Below are 15,279 nucleotides of genomic sequence, written 5' to 3' on the forward strand. Positions count from 1 at the left end.
CCAGCCACGACCATGCAGTCAGAAAAGGGACTCTTATGTTGCAGACTCGCGTTATTCCTCCAGCCGAAGGCGCCTATCAATACCCGCTGCTGATCAAGCGGCTGCTGATGTCCGGCACGCGTTACGAGAAAACCCGCGAGATCATCTACCGTGACCAGTTGCGCTACAGCTATCCGACGCTGATCGAGCGGGTCGCGCGGCTGGCCAACGTGTTGACCGAGGCGGGGGTCAAGGCCGGTGATACCGTGGCGGTGATGGACTGGGACAGCCATCGCTACCTGGAATGCATGTTCGCGATCCCGATGATCGGCGCGGTGATCCACACCATCAACGTGCGCTTGTCACCGGAGCAGATCGTCTACACCATGAACCACGCCGAGGACCGCTTCGTGCTGGTCAACAGCGAGTTCGTCGGCTTGTACCAGGCGATCGCCGGGCACCTGACCACGGTGGACAAGACCCTGCTGCTGACCGACCTGCCGGAAAAAACCGCCGACCTGCCGAACCTGGTGGGCGAATACGAGCAATTGCTGGCCGCCGCCGCGCCCACCTACGATTTCCAGGATTTCGACGAAAATTCCGTCGCCACCACGTTCTATACCACCGGCACCACGGGCAATCCCAAGGGCGTGTACTTCACCCATCGGCAACTGGTGCTGCACACCATGGGCGTGGCGACCATCATGGGGGCCATCGACAGCGTGCGGCTGCTGGGCACCAACGACGTGTACATGCCCATCACGCCGATGTTCCATGTCCACGCCTGGGGCCTGCCCTACGTGGCGACCATGCTCGGGCTCAAGCAGGTCTACCCGGGTCGCTACGATCCCGAGTTCCTGGTCCAGCTGTGGCGCAAGGAAAAGGTCACCTTTTCCCATTGCGTGCCGACCATCCTGCAAATGGTCCTCAATGCCAAGGGCGCCCAGGACACCGACTTCGGCGGCTGGAAGATCGTCATTGGCGGCAGCGCCCTGAACCGCAGCCTGTACGAAGCGGCCAAGGCCCGGGGCATCCAGCTCACCGCCGCCTATGGCATGTCGGAAACCGGCCCGCTGGTGTCCTGCGCCCACCTCAACGATGAACTGATGGCCGGCAGCGAAGACGAACGCACCACCTACCGGATCAAGGCCGGTGTGCCAGGGCCGCTGGTGGAGGCGGCGATTGTCGATGCCGAGGGGCGCTTCCTGCCGGCCGACGGCGAGACCCAGGGCGAGCTGGTGCTGCGTGCGCCGTGGCTCACCGAGGGCTATTTCAACGAACCGCAGAAGGGCGCCGAGCTCTGGGCCGGCGGCTGGCTGCACACCGGTGACGTCGCCACGCTGGACAATATGGGCTTCATCGACATCCGCGACCGCATCAAGGACGTCATCAAGACCGGTGGCGAATGGATCTCCTCCCTGGACCTCGAAGACCTCATCAGCCGCCACGCGGCGGTACGCGAAGTAGCAGTGGTCGGCATTCCCGATCCGCAGTGGGGCGAGCGGCCGTTTGCCTTGCTGGTGATTCGCGAAGGGCATGAGATCGGGGCTCGCGAACTCAAGGAGCACCTCAAGCCGTTCGTCGAGCTGGGGCACTTGAGCAAGTGGGCGATCCCGAGCCAGATCGCCCTTGTTACGGAAATTCCCAAGACCAGCGTCGGCAAGCTCGACAAGAAGCGTATCCGCGTCGACATCACCGAATGGCAGAGCAACAACAGCACCTTCCTGTCCACGCTTTAGGCCTTTTTGCCGTGCCCGAAAGGGCACGGCAGCCCCACCAAGCAAGCGCTTGCCTTGTCAAACCGAAAATTTCAGCCATCCTTGCCGTGCCGGCATCTGTCGGCCTGGCGAAAGGACTGTTCCAGAGTGGTCGAGGGCTGCAAATCACACTTTAGAGGGATCAAGCCGTACTACCTGCTGGCTATAGTCCGCTCACGGATTCTCAAGAACGGGGCGCACGCACGAAAGGGCGATGCGACTTCGACGAATGTCGGGACGCTGCCGCTCCCTGCCGTCGAGGTGTTTTTGAAATGTCCATTGCCATAACAATAATGCACATGGAGTAGCGTCGATGACCTCAGCAACCACGTTCTGGCGCCGGGCAAAACTGCCTCTGGCGGTCAGTCTCGCCTCTTCGCTCGCCGGGCCAGCATTCGGCGTCAGTTTCAACATCGGTGAAATCGAAGGCCAGTTCGACTCGTCCCTGTCGGTCGGCGCGAGCTGGTCCACGGCCAAGGCCAACCGAGACCTGATCGGTGTCAACAATGGCGGCAAGGGCTTGTCGCAGACCTCCGACGACGGTCACTTGAACTTCAAGCGAGGGGAAACCTTCTCGAAGATCTTCAAGGGCATCCATGACCTGGAACTGAAGTACGGCGATACCGGCGTGTTCGTGCGCGGCAAGTACTGGTACGACTTCGAACTCAAGGACGAACACCGCCTGTACAAGGACATCAGCGACAGCAACCGCAAGGAAGGCGCCAAGTCCTCCGGCGGGCAGATCCTCGATGCGTTCGTCTACCACAACTACGCCATTGCCGATCAGCCAGGCTCCGTGCGCCTGGGCAAGCAGGTGGTCAGCTGGGGTGAAAGCACGTTCATCCAGGGCGGCATCAACTCCATCAACCCGGTCGACGTGTCCGCGTTCCGTCGTCCTGGCGCCGAGATCAAGGAAGGCCTGATCCCGGTCAACATGTTCTACGTGTCCCAGAGCCTGACCGACAACCTGTCGGCCGAGGCGTTCTACCAGATTGAATGGGACCAGACCGTGGTGGATAACTGCGGTACGTTCTTCTCCCAGCCGGATGTGATTGCCGATGGGTGTACCGATAACCTGCGGGTGCTGAGCAAGCGTTCCACGCTCCCAGCCGCCGCGTTGGGCCCAGCGGCCGCACTGGGTGTCGACGTCAACGAAGAAGGCGTACTGGTACGCCGCGGGCCGGATCGCGACGCCCGTGACAGTGGTCAGTGGGGCGCTTCGTTGAAGTACATGTTCGAGCCGCTGGACACCGAGTTCGGTGCCTACTTCATGAACTACCACAGTCGTGCGCCGATTTTCAGTGCCACGGGTGCCTCGCAGTCGGTCTACAACATAGCTGCAGGATTGCCTCCTCCGTTTGCCGGACTGGCGCCTCTGCTGGTTGCAGGCAACTCGCAATATTTCGTCGAATATCCGGAAGACATTCGCCTCTACGGCCTGAGCTTCTCCACGACGCTGCCTACCGGTACGGCGTGGAGCGGTGAATTGAGCTATCGCCCAAATGCACCGGTGCAATTGAGCACCACCGATATCCTGTTCTCCGGCGTTCGCCCGCTCGGTGGTCCTACGTTGGGCAATGCGTCGCTGCTCACGGGGGTGCCAGGCCAGGATCTGCATGGTTATCGCCGCAAGGAAATCACTCAGTTCCAGACCACCTTTACCCACTTCTTGGATCAGGTCATGGGCGCCAGTCGCCTCACGCTGGTAGGTGAAGTCGGCGTTACTCATGTTGGAGGCTTGGAAAGCAAGTCGGACGTTCGCTACGGTCGTGACCCTGTCTTTGGTCCGGGTCAACTGCCCGACGGAGCCTGTAACAGGCTCAACAGCGCTACCGCCGCAGGTGGCGGCCAAACCGTCGGCAACGTCAACAGCAACTGCGACAACGACGGCTTCACTACCGCCACGTCCTGGGGCTACCGCGCTCGCGCCATCTGGGAATACCCGGACGTGTTCGCTGGCGTGAACCTCAAGCCCAACGTGGCCTGGTCCCATGACGTCAAGGGTTACTCGCCAGGCCCTGGCGGCAACTTCGAAGAAGGCCGCAAAGCCGTCAGCCTCGGGCTGGATGCCGAATACCAGAACACCTACAACGCCAGCCTGGCCTACACCAACTTCTTTGGTGGCGATTTCAGCACCGTGGACGATCGCGACTTCCTGGCGCTCAGCGTCGGCGTGACCTTCTAAGCACCGTATTTCAGGACGACACACTATGAAAATAACAAAAAATCTGATGCAGGCCGGTGTTCTGGGGTTATCCCTGCTGGCCGCCAGCGTCATGGCGGCGGTACCCGCGGCCGAGGCCGATAAACTCGGCAAGAGCCTGACGCCGATGGGCGCCGAGATGGCCGGCAATGCCGACGGCTCGATCTCGGCCTGGAAACCCATGGCCAAGAACGCCGGGGCCGTGGACAGCAAGGGCTTCCTCGCCGACCCATACGCCAGTGAAAAACCGCTGTTCACCATCACCGCGCAGAACGTCGACCAGTACAAGGACAAGCTCGCGCCGGGTCAGTACGCGATGTTCAAGCGTTACCCGGAAACCTTCAAGATGCCGGTCTATCCGACCCATCGCGGTGCCACCGTGCCGGACGAGGTGTTCGCCTCCATCAAGAAAAACGCGGTCAACACCAAGCTGGTCTCCGGCGGTAACGGCCTGGAAAACTTCGAGACGGCCGTGCCGTTCCCGATTCCCCAGAGCGGCGTGGAAGTCATCTGGAACCACATCACCCGCTATCGCGGCGGCAGCGTGACGCGCCTGGTCACCCAGGCCACCCCGCAGCCCAACGGCTCCTACAGCCTGGTGTATTTCCGCGACCAGTTCGTGTTCCGCGACAAGATGAAGGACTTCGATCCGGCCAACCCTGGCAACATCCTGTTCTACTTCAAGCAGCAAGTGACCGCGCCGGCGCGCCTGGCCGGTGGTGTGCTGCTGGTGCACGAGACCTTGGACCAGGTGAAGGAACCGCGTTCGGCGTGGGTCTACAACGCTGGCCAGCGCCGTGTGCGCCGTGCTCCGCAAGTGTCCTACGACGGCCCGGGTACCGCCGCCGACGGCCTGCGTACCTCCGACAACCTGGACATGTACAACGGCGCGCCGGATCGCTACGACTGGAAGCTGGAAGGCAAGAAAGAGCTGTACATCGCCTCCAACAGCTACAAGATCGATTCGCCGCAACTCAAGTACGCCGACATCCTCAAGGCCGGCCACATCAACCAGGACCTGGCACGCTACGAGCTGCGTCGTGTCTGGCACGTGACCGCGACCCTGAAGGAAGGCCAGCGCCACATCTACGCCAAGCGTGACTTCTTCATTGATGAAGACACCTGGCAAGCCGCGGTAATCGACCATTACGACGGCCGTGGCCAACTGTGGCGCGTGGCCGAGGCCCATGCCGAGAACTACTACGACAAGCAAGTGCCGTGGTACGCCCTGGAAACCCTCTACGACCTGCAGTCCGGCCGCTACCTGGCGCTGGGCATGAAGAACGAAGAGAAATCGGCCTACGACTTCGGCTTCACCGCCACCACCGCCGATTTCACCCCGAACGCACTGCGTCAGGACGGCATCCGCTAAACCGCTCCACCCGAGGCCGCATCCTCGAAACAACGCCCCGACTGGTTCGGGGCGTTTTTTTGTGGGGCTAAACACAAATGAGGAGGTAAACACAAAGTTGTGGCGAGGGGATTTATCCCCGTTGGGCTGCGAAGCAGCCCCAAAAAACCTGAAAACAATCCGACTGATGTTCCGAGGCCAGTGGCTGAGGGGGTCGCTTCGCGACCCAGCGGGGATAAATCCCCTCGCCACAGAAGTGATGCCTGGCACACCTTTCAAGTTGACTCGGCTTGTAGTCTTTTTGTAGCCATTTGTAGCACTCCCTTCAATACCTCCTCGTTTACCGCTAGTCTGCGGACATCTGCAACGCCGCCACCCGCATTCCTACAAGAGCCGGCCATGACTGATTTGTCTTCACTTGCGGATTCTGCCCGCGTAGCCATCGCGGTACAGGACGGGCGTTTCTACCGCCCGCCCTTGCCCGACGGCCATGTCGCGCGGCCGCGGTTGTGCGAGCGTTTGAGCGCCGGGCTCGGTGGGCGGTTGCTGTTGGTCAGTGCCCCGGCGGGGTTCGGTAAAAGCTCCCTGGCGGTGGAGTTCTGCCAGAGCCTGCCGGCCCAGTGGCAAAGCCTCTGGTTGGGGCTCAGCGCCCGGGACAACGATCCGGGGCGTTTCCTGGAACGGCTGCTCGAAGGGCTCCAGGCCTTTTTCCCGCAACTGGGTGGCCGGGCACTGGGGTTGCTGAAAATGCGTCAGCGCCATCAACCCTTCGCCTTCGAGGAATGGCTCGACGGCTTGCTGGACGAACTGTCCACGCACTTATCGCCGCGAAATCCCTTGTTGCTGGTCCTTGACGATTACCACCTGGCCCAAAGCCCGGTGTTGGATCGCTGCCTGCAATTTTTCCTCAATCACCTGCCCGACGGTTTGCTGGTACTGGTCACCAGCCGCCAGCGCCCGGACTGGCACCTGGCGCGCCTGCGCCTGTCACGGCAATTGCTCGAACTCAACGAACAAGACCTGCGCCTGACCCATGAGGAGGCCTTGACCCTGCTCCAGCATCACAGCAGTTCGTTGCGCGGCGAGGCGCTGGAAAACCTCATCCTGCGCAGCGAAGGCTGGGTGGCCGGGTTGCGGTTCTGGTTGCTGGCTGCCTCCGAAGCCGGCACCGAGGGCCTGCCACCCCAGGCCTTGAACGGTGGCGAAGGGCTGATTCGCGATTACCTGCTCGAAGAAGTCATCGATTGCCTGCCGGCCGACGTGCAGGCGTTCCTCTACGACACGGCCCCTCAGGACCGCTTCTGCGGCGAACTGTGCGATGCCGTACGTGAAGCCCATGACAGCGCCGAGATCCTGCGTTACCTGGCGGCCCACCAGGTATTCCTGGTGCCGCTGGACGAGCACGGTCATTGGTACCGCTACCACCATCTGTTTTCCGACTTGTTGCGCAGTCGTCCCAGTGCGCCGGCCATGGTTCCGGCCGCGACCTTGCACCTGCGGGCCTGTCGCTGGTTCAACGCCCAGGGCCTGATCGACGAAGCCGTGGAACAGGCGCTGCGGGCCGGTCACCTGGACGTAGCGGCGAACCTGGTGCAGAACCTCTCGGAGGAACAACTGCTGGCCGAGCAGAACGTCGGCATGTTGCTGCGCTGGAAAATGGACCTGCCCGACAGCCTGCTCATCAGCACACCGCGGCTGATCGTGCTCTATAGCTGGGCGTTGGGGTTGGCCTGCCAGCTGGACGCCGCCGAGGAGTTGGCCGCGCACTTGAGTCGTTTCCTGCCAGCGCCCTCGGCCACGGCACAAAAATCCATGCTTGCCCAATGGTTGGCCCTGAGCGGGATCGTCGCCCGTGGCCGTGGGGATCGCGAGGCCACCGTGCGTTATTGCAGCGAAGCCTTGCAGAGCCTGCCGCACAAACGCTATGGCCAGCGGCTGATGTGCCTGTCCACGTTGTCGAACCTGGCGATTGCCGACGGCGACCTGTGGCGAGCCCGGAACCTGAACCGCGACTCCCTGGAGCTGGCACAGCGGGTCGGCAATCCATTGTTCGAGGCCCTGGCCCATTATGATCGCGCCAGGGTCTTGCAGGCGCGGGGGGAAATCCTGCGGGCGTTGGACGAGGTGCACCAGGGCCTGCAACGCTTGCACACGTTGTCGCCCCAGCGGCTTTATGCGGTGCGTGCGCGACTGATCATGTACGAGGGTTTTCTGCTGACCCTGCGCATGCAGCCCCAGGCCGGCCTGGCGCGGTTGCAGGCGGGCCTCACCGAGGCCCGCGCCTGCCGCGACATCAGTGTGCTGATCGGTCATTGCGTGATCGCGCGGATCGAAGGCTACCGCGGCGAATTCGCCAGGGCCTTTGCCGAATTGGCTGAAGCCGAGCGCCTGATGCACATTTGGGACGTTCCGCCGATCTACTACCTGGCGATGATTACCCTGGTCAAATGCGAACTCTGGCTGGCCCAGGGTCGCACCGACCTGGCCGAAGCCTGGCTGGCCCGCTTGGGCCAGACCTACACGGGCGAACGGGCCGCCGCGCCGCCGGAATTCCACCCGCAACTGCCCCTGCATGTCGAACTGCAGCAGGCGGTGCTGGAGTCCATCCGTGGCCAACCCATGCTTGCGGAAGGCCGGCTCAATGCCTTGTTGGAGCACGGCCAGCAAACCGGCCGGCAAATGCTCAGTGTGATGGCGCTGAACCAGAAGGTGGCCTTGCTGCTGAGCGTTGGCCGCGAGCCCGAAGCCCGACGCACCCTGGCCCAGGCTTTCGAAGCCGCCAGCGGCGGGGTTTTGCAGCCTTTCGAATGGTTGTTTGGTGAGCACCGTGAATGGTTGCGCGAACAACTTCTGCACGCACCCCCCAGCACCTTGCGTGAACATCTGCTCGAACGCCTGCCCTCGACGGTAGCCCAGCCTGCCGACTCAACGGCGCCCGTCGAAACCCTCAGCGGTCGCGAACGGGCGGTGTTGCAGTTGATTGCCCAAGGCTGTTCGAACCAGGAGATCAGCGAGCAATTGTTCATCTCGCTGCACACCGTCAAGACCCATGCCAGCCACATCAACAGCAAACTTGGCGTCGAGCGTCGTACCCAGGCGGTGGCGCGGGCGAAGGCATTGGGGTTGCTGAGTTGAGCGGGGCTCACGTGTGCCTCGCCACAAAAAGCAGCCTGAGCCAGTAAAGGAATCCCTCGATGTTGCCTCTGTACACAACCATCCCATCCCCCGTCGGCCAATTGATGCTCGTCGCCCGGGAGACGCGGCTGGCGGCCATCCTGTGGGAGAACGAGCGGCTCAATCGGGTGCGCCTGGGGCCTCTGGAAGAGGACTCCCGGCATCCGGTCCTCAAGGAAACCGAACGTCAGTTGCTGGAATATTTTGCCGGCCAGCGCCGTCGTTTCGAGCTGGAGCTGGATTTCGCGGGCACTGATTTCCAGGTCCGGGTCTGGCAAGCCCTGTTGACGATCCCCTTTGGAGAAACCCGCAGCTACCGCGACATCGCCCTCCAGATCGGCCAACCGACAGCGGTCCGGGCGGTCGGCGCCGCCAATGGCCGCAACCCCATCTCGATCATCGCCCCATGCCACCGCGTGATCGGCAGCTCCGGCAGCCTCACCGGCTTCGCTGGTGGCCTGGCGGCGAAACAGTTCCTCCTGAGCCTTGAAGGCCAGCAGTCGCTGCAATTGGCGTTCTGACCTGCCACCTATCCTGTGGGAGCGAGCTTGCTCGCGATGACGGCTGCACAGACAGCATCATCGGCAATTGATCCACCGCTATCGCGAGCAAGCTCGCTCCCACAGGTATTGCATCCGCTCCCACACTGTTTTCAGGCCAGCGGGGATTTGGGCGGCAGCATCCGCGTCGGCGGTTGGCCGTTGGCGTTGTGTTGGAATATCTGCGCAGGCTGGCCCTGTTCATTGAAAAACACCTGGCCAATGCCCGCGCTGTTCCACAGGCGCTCACCGGCCTCGGCGTGTTCCGGGGTGTGGGGGACGATGCGCATGCTGCGGCGCTTGGTGAACCAGTTCAGGGGCGAGCGCGGCGAGTAGAGCCAGCGGTTCAGGCGATCGAACCACTCCAGCAGCGCGGGCGGGAATTCATTCTTGATGCCGCTGCTGGTGATCTGCCAGATGCGTGGGCCGCCCTTGCGGTGTGGGATCAATACTTCGTAAACGAAGGAATAATGCACATCCCCGGACAGCACCACGTAATTACCCGGTGTCCGTGAGTGTCGGAAAATGTTCAGGATCACCTGGGCCGCGCCGCGATGGGCCATCCAGTTTTCCGCATCTACCAGCAATGGGTAACCGCACCAACTGAACACCCGCTGCACGGTTTCGATCAGTTTCACGCCGAAGATCGGCGCCGGCGAGACGATGATTGCCGAGGGGTGATCCAGCAACTCTTGCTGCAATTCGCTCAGGGCCTCCCAATCCAGCAGGCCGGAAGGCTGCTTGAGGTTGCTCTCGCTGCGCCATCGGCGGGTGCGGGTGTCGAGCACCACCAGGGCCGGGGTGCTCGGCAGCACGTAATGCCATTGCTGGAAACCCAGCAGAGTGTCGATCAGTTGGTCCTGGGGTTCGCTGTCGAGGTAGCGGTCCCGGGCGGTCTCGCTCAGGGCCAGGGTTTGCGGGAGCACGTCGGCAAAGGCATCCGGGTTGTTGCCCCAGCCTTGGCAGAGCATATAGGCGATCAACGCATTGCCGATGATGCGTTTGGAGAACGGATGGCCGTAGGCGGTTTCCTCCCACTGCGCGGACAGATTCCAGTCATCGGTGATGTCGTGGTCATCGAAAATCATCAGGCACGACAAGTGCGCAAACACCCGCGCCACGCCGTCCAGCCCGGTCTTGAACGCCTCGATGCGTTGCTGTTCCAGGTCGTAGCGCTGGCGCCGTTCGACGGTCAGTTCGGGGGGCTGTACAGCGATCAGTGTCCAGGGTACCGGCGACCACACCAGCAAATACATCGCCATGACCTCGGCGAAGGTCACCAGGTGGTTGTCGGCGCTGCTGCTGGTGAAGATCGGCTTGCGAGCCCCGCCGAAAAAGCGCTCGCGCAGGGTTTCGTTGCTCTCCAATGCCGGCAGCAAATCGGCGCGATGGTAATAACTGGCCGGGTGTCGGTAGAGCTTGGCGCTGTCTTCCACCACGGCGCCGTCCAGGCGCTCCTCGAACAGCCCGAGGCGTTCGATCAGCCCATGAATCGCCCGCAACATCGGCCCGGCGACATCGTCGGCATAGACCTGGTCGCCGCTCATCATCAGCAGCGCGGGGCGTTGCGCCGGGTTTTGCGCCAACAAACGGTCGACACAAAGCAGGCCGTCGTTGGTCGGGTAGTGGGGTTTGCGGCAAGAACCGTGGACCAATTGCTCGATGCGCGAATGCAGTATGAAATTCGGGCACTGTGCGCCGTCATACAGCAGGTGCGGCGCCCATTCGGCGATGGGCGCGCCGTCCACCCGCAAGTCGTAGTCAATCGCCACATCCTGGGGCAGGGGCGTGTCGAGCGTCACATCGATCAGGTGCACAAACGCCTGCTGTCCCACCGGCACCACGGTGCAGCGCGACGCATCCAGCGCCAGATCGCCGACACCGTCAATGTGCAGTGTCATCGCCAATGCTCGCGTGCCCACCAGCCACATCACCAGCCGCGCAGGCTCCAACCGCCGTAACAGCGGGCCGACCAGGACGGGGGGCAGGGGATGGGTGGTATCAGGGGTGGACGGCAGCATTCGCGGGTAAAGCTCTGGTTCAGGTGGAGGCGGGGATCATAACGCAATGTGCCAGGTTGCCGGGGACAGGGAGGCGTTGTGGTAACCCTGCTTTTTTTGGCGAAGGGTTAGCCGTGCATCCCCGGCCCTGTCATGCATCACTGCGCGACGTTGGAGGCCTCCGCCGCCTTGATCAAATCCGGCCCGATTTGATTTTCGAACTTGGCCCACACCGGCTTCATTTTTTCGCGCCAGGCATTACGCTGCTCTGGTGTGAGGGTAATGATCTCGGTGGTCTTGGCGTCCAGGACCCGCTGTTTGTCCTGCTGGTTGAACCGCTCTGCTTCCTGGTTGGCGTAGGCAGTGGATTCGTCGACGATCTTCTCCAGTTCGCTGCGGATATCCGGCGGCAGGCCGTTCCAGAAGTCCGACGAGGTGATCAACATGTAATCGAGTATGCCGTGGTTGGATTCGGTGATGTATTTCTGCACCTCATTGAGCTTCTGGTTGTAGAAGTTCGAATAGGTGTTTTCGGTGCCGTGGACCAAACCGGTGCGCAGGCCCTGGTACACCACCGAGAAAATCATCGGTTTTGCCTTGGCGCCCACCGCCTTGAACTGTTCTTCCAGCACGGCGGAGGTCTGTATCCGGAACGTCAGGCCCTGGGCATCCTCAGGCAGGCGCAGGGGCCTGTTGGCCGATAGATGTTTCATGCCGTTGTGCCAATAGGCCAGGCCGGTGATGTTCTTGCTCTCCATGGACTTGAGCAGTTTCTGGCCCTCGGGGCTCTGCTGGAAACGATCGACTGCAGCGATGTCGTCGAAGAGAAAGGGCAAGTCGAACAACTGTACGGTCCTGGTGTACTGATCGAACTTGGCCAGCGACCGCGCAATGATCTGCACGTCTCCCAAGAGCAGCGCTTCCATCTCCTTGTCATCGCCATACAGCGTGGAGTTGGGGTATACCTCCACCTTCACCCTGCCCGGCAACCGCTCCTCCGCCAGCTTCTTGAACATCAACGCGCCCTGGCCCTTGGGCGTTTGTTCGCCGACTACGTGGGAGAACTTGATGACGATCGGCTCAGCCGCCATGACCATGCCCCACGCCCCGAAAGCCAGGGTGCAGGCGAGCGCTTTCAACACAGGTTTTAGCATTGCGAGGCGTCCCTTTCAGTGTCCGAAGGCACAGGGCCGACAGGTCGGCCCCATCCCGCTGTGACGGGCAAGTTGTCCTGCGCCCGTCACGGAGTGTGTTTACCGGGTTTAACTCATCCCCAACCAGTTAGGCAGCGCCAGGGAGATCCATGGCACATAGGTAATCATTACCAGGAACGCCAACAGGAGCATTAACCACGGCATGGCTGCACGGATCGTGGCGGGCAGGGACATGCCGGTCACTGCCGAGGTGACGAACAGGTTCAGCCCGACCGGTGGCGTGATCAGGCCAATTTCCAGGTTGACCACCATGATGATGCCCAGGTGAATCGGGTCGATGCCCAGCTTCGTGGCGATGGGGAACAGGATTGGCGCCAGGATCAGGATGATCGCCGAGGGCTCCATGAACGCGCCGGCAATCAGTAGCACGATGTTCACCACCAGCAGGAATGTCACGGGGGTCAGCCCGGCCTCGATCACCCACGCGGTGATTTGCTGTGGCAGTTGTTCGGTGGTCAGCACATGGGCGAAGAGCATGGCGTTGGCGATGATGAACATCAGCATGATGCTCAGCTTGGCCGACTCCAGCAGCACCTTGGGCGTTTCACGGAACGTGAGGTCCTTGTAGACGAACAAGGCAATGAACGCCGAATACACCGCCGCCACCGCCGCCGCTTCGGTGGGGGTGAACATGCCGGAATAAATCCCGCCGAGGATGATGACCATCAACAACAGGCCCCAGATCGCCTTGCGCGCGGTGTTCAGCCATTCGCGGAACGTGGCGCGGGGCAGGGCCGGAAGATTTTTCTTCACGGCGACGATGTAGATCGCCACCATCAGGGTGAGGCCCAGCAGCAACCCCGGGAGTACACCGGCCATGAACAACTTGCCCACCGAGGTTTCCGTCGCCGCGGCATACACCACCATCACGATCGAAGGCGGGATCAGGATGCCCAGGGTCCCGGCATTGCACACGATGCCGGCACCAAACGCCTGTGGATAACCCGAACGCACCATCCCGGCAATGGCGATGGAGCCGACCGCCGCCACCGTCGCGGGGCTTGAGCCCGACAGCGCCGCAAACAACATGCAGGCCAGCACCGCCGCAATCGCCAGGCCACCGCGGATATGCCCGACACAGGCGTTGGCGAAATCGATCAGTCGTCGCGCCACGCCGCCCGTGGTCATGAACGCACCGGCCAGCAGGAAGAACGGAATCGCCAGCAGCGTGTAGTGCTCGGAGGTTTCGAACAGTTTGATCGCCAGGGAGCGGACCGAGTCGGGACTGAAGAAAATGATGGTCAGCGATCCTGCCAGGCCCAACGAAATGGCAATGGGCACGCCGATAAACATCAGCACGAACAGTGCAATGAACAGGAAGGCAATGGTCATGGCTTGTCTTCCTCGTGTTCGGTCAATTTGATGGCTTCGGCCGCTTCATCGGCCAGGCCGAGGCCGGTCTGGCGATTCATCAGGATGCGCACGAGAATTTCCGCGAAACGAATGAATACCAGCGCGAAGCCCACCGGTACGATCAGTCCGATATGCCATTGCATGATGCCGAAATGGCCAAGGTCCTCGGCGCCGATCTGGGCAATCATCAAGGTGTTGATCCACTCGAAACTGGCCACCGCCAGCAGCCCGGCGTAGGCGAGGCAGCACAGGCAGGCGATGACACCGATCAAGCGCTGCACCGGTTTGCTCGCCAGCTTCACCAGCGCATCGACGCCAATGTGCCCGGCCGTACGCACGCCGTACGACAGGCCAAAGAAAATCAGCCAACCAAACAGCGCCTTGGTCAGTGATGTGCTCCAGGTCATGGCCTGGGCCATGCCCATGATGTTGTCGCCGATGGCGAACATCGGTTCGCTGGCGGCTGGCCAATGATCGCCGAGGCTGTAGAAAACCGCATAGAGGTTGTTGAGTACCACGTAGACGAACGTTACGAGCGTCATGGCGGCCAGGAGAAAGGCGATGAAACCTTCCTCGAAGTGTTCCCAGGTGCGCCGAAGGGCGTTCATGGATGACATCTCCTGTGGGGGGACGACAGACCGGTGCCGCCAGGGCGGCGACACCGGCCAACCAATCACTGGGCTTTGTTGGACGCTTCGGCGGCTTTGATCAGGTCAGCACCGATATCGCCTTCGAACTTCTTCCACACCGGTTTCATCTTGTCGCGCCATTCGCCACGTTCTTCTGGCGTCAGGGTGATGATCTCGGTGGTCTTGGCGTCGAGGATGCGCTGTTTGTCATGCTCGTTGAGCTGTGCCGCCTCTTTGTTCACATGGGCGGTGACTTCTACCAGGATCTTGTCCAGTTCTGTGCGAATGTCCGGCGGCAGGCCGTTCCAGAACTTGGTATTAGTGATCAGCATGTAGTCGAGCAGACCGTGGTTGGACTCGGTGATGTACTTCTGCACTTCATGCATTTTCTGGCTGTAGATGTTCGAGTACGGGTTTTCCGCACCGTTGACCACACCGGTCTGCAAGCCTTGGTACACCTCGGCGAAACTCATCTTGCGCGGATTGGCGTTCACCGCCTTGAATTGTTCTTCCAGCACGGCCGACGCCTGTACCCGGAACTTCAGGCCACGGGCATCCTTGGGTTCACGCAGCGGCTTGTTTGCCGAGAGCTGCTTCATGCCGTTGTGCCAATAGGCCAGGCCGGTAATATTCTTGCTTTCCATGGACTTGAGCAGCTTCTGGCCTTCGGGGCTCAACTGGAAGCGGTCCACTGCGGAAATGTCATCGAACAGAAACGGCAAGTCGAACAACTGCACCGTCTTGGTGTACTGCTCGAACTTGGCCAGCGATGGCGCGATCATCTGCACATCGCCCAATAGCAAGGCCTCCATCTCTTTACCGTCGCCGAACAACGAAGAGTTGGGGTAGACCTCGACCTTCACTTTGCCTGGCAGCCGTTCTTCCACCAACTTCTTGAACAGCAGTGCGCCTTGGCCTTTTGGTGTTTGTTCGGCGACCACATGGGAGAACTTGATCACCACCGGATCTGCCGCCATGGCCGTGCTCATCGCACTCAGGGCCAATGTGCAAGCGAGCGCTTTCCAGATAGGTTTGAACATTAGGGGCTTTCCTCTTGTTTTTAGTATTTTCGTGCGGGCT

General features: G+C 61.4%; 10 protein-coding genes. 5 read left to right on the forward strand and 5 right to left on the reverse strand.

Annotation, left to right across the window (positions count from 1 at the left end; genetic code table 11):
* Positions 1 to 35 precede the first annotated feature (35 nt).
* The 5 genes from ACMTA2_RS05720 (at position 36) to ACMTA2_RS05740 (ending at position 8,985) form a co-directional block, all read left to right on the forward strand.
* The gene (locus ACMTA2_RS05720) at positions 36 to 1,718 is read left to right on the forward strand and encodes a fatty acid--CoA ligase (RefSeq protein WP_413794071.1); all 1,683 of its coding nucleotides are present in this window, start codon (positions 36 to 38) and stop codon (positions 1,716 to 1,718) included.
* A 331-nt stretch (positions 1,719 to 2,049) separates the two neighbouring features.
* Positions 2,050 to 3,921 carry a DUF1302 domain-containing protein gene (locus tag ACMTA2_RS05725; protein ID WP_413794072.1) on the forward strand — a complete coding sequence of 624 codons (1,872 nt, stop codon included), beginning with the start codon at positions 2,050 to 2,052 and terminating at the stop codon, positions 3,919 to 3,921.
* A gap of 25 nt (positions 3,922 to 3,946) precedes the next feature.
* Positions 3,947 to 5,311: a DUF1329 domain-containing protein gene (locus ACMTA2_RS05730; protein WP_413794073.1), complete on the forward strand. Its 1,365-nt coding sequence runs from the start codon at positions 3,947 to 3,949 to the stop codon at positions 5,309 to 5,311.
* Between the two features lie 378 nt (positions 5,312 to 5,689).
* Positions 5,690 to 8,425: a winged helix-turn-helix domain-containing protein gene (locus tag ACMTA2_RS05735; RefSeq protein WP_413794074.1), complete on the forward strand. Its 2,736-nt coding sequence runs from the start codon at positions 5,690 to 5,692 to the stop codon at positions 8,423 to 8,425.
* Between the two features lie 59 nt (positions 8,426 to 8,484).
* Positions 8,485 to 8,985, forward strand: coding sequence for a methylated-DNA--[protein]-cysteine S-methyltransferase (locus tag ACMTA2_RS05740; RefSeq protein WP_413794075.1), 501 nt, complete (start codon positions 8,485 to 8,487; stop codon positions 8,983 to 8,985).
* 131 nt (positions 8,986 to 9,116) lie between these two features.
* Here the strand turns inward: ACMTA2_RS05740 and ACMTA2_RS05745 are convergent, their stop codons facing one another.
* The 5 genes from ACMTA2_RS05745 to dctP form a co-directional block, all read right to left on the reverse strand.
* Complete coding sequence (locus tag ACMTA2_RS05745) at positions 9,117 to 11,024, reverse strand: alkaline phosphatase D family protein (protein ID WP_413794076.1); 1,908 nt, start codon at positions 11,022 to 11,024, stop codon at positions 9,117 to 9,119.
* A gap of 137 nt (positions 11,025 to 11,161) precedes the next feature.
* A complete protein-coding gene (locus ACMTA2_RS05750; RefSeq protein WP_413794077.1) occupies positions 11,162 to 12,157 on the reverse strand; it encodes a TRAP transporter substrate-binding protein in 996 nt (331 codons plus the stop codon).
* 108 nt (positions 12,158 to 12,265) lie between these two features.
* Positions 12,266 to 13,549 (reverse strand): C4-dicarboxylate TRAP transporter large permease protein DctM, encoded by a 1,284-nt coding sequence (gene dctM / locus ACMTA2_RS05755; RefSeq protein WP_413794078.1) that lies wholly within the window; start codon positions 13,547 to 13,549, stop codon positions 12,266 to 12,268.
* The gene (locus ACMTA2_RS05760; RefSeq protein WP_413794079.1) at positions 13,546 to 14,178 is read right to left on the reverse strand and encodes a TRAP transporter small permease; all 633 of its coding nucleotides are present in this window, start codon (positions 14,176 to 14,178) and stop codon (positions 13,546 to 13,548) included. The genes dctM and ACMTA2_RS05760 overlap by 4 nt, the downstream gene beginning before the upstream one ends.
* A 65-nt stretch (positions 14,179 to 14,243) precedes the next feature.
* On the reverse strand, positions 14,244 to 15,239 hold the full coding sequence (gene dctP, locus ACMTA2_RS05765) for a C4-dicarboxylate TRAP substrate-binding protein DctP (protein WP_014336661.1): 996 nt from the start codon (positions 15,237 to 15,239) through the stop codon (positions 14,244 to 14,246).
* Positions 15,240 to 15,279: the final 40 nt, after the last annotated feature.

This window comes from Pseudomonas medicaginis (assembly GCF_965119365.1).
Lineage (GTDB): Bacteria > Pseudomonadota > Gammaproteobacteria > Pseudomonadales > Pseudomonadaceae > Aquipseudomonas.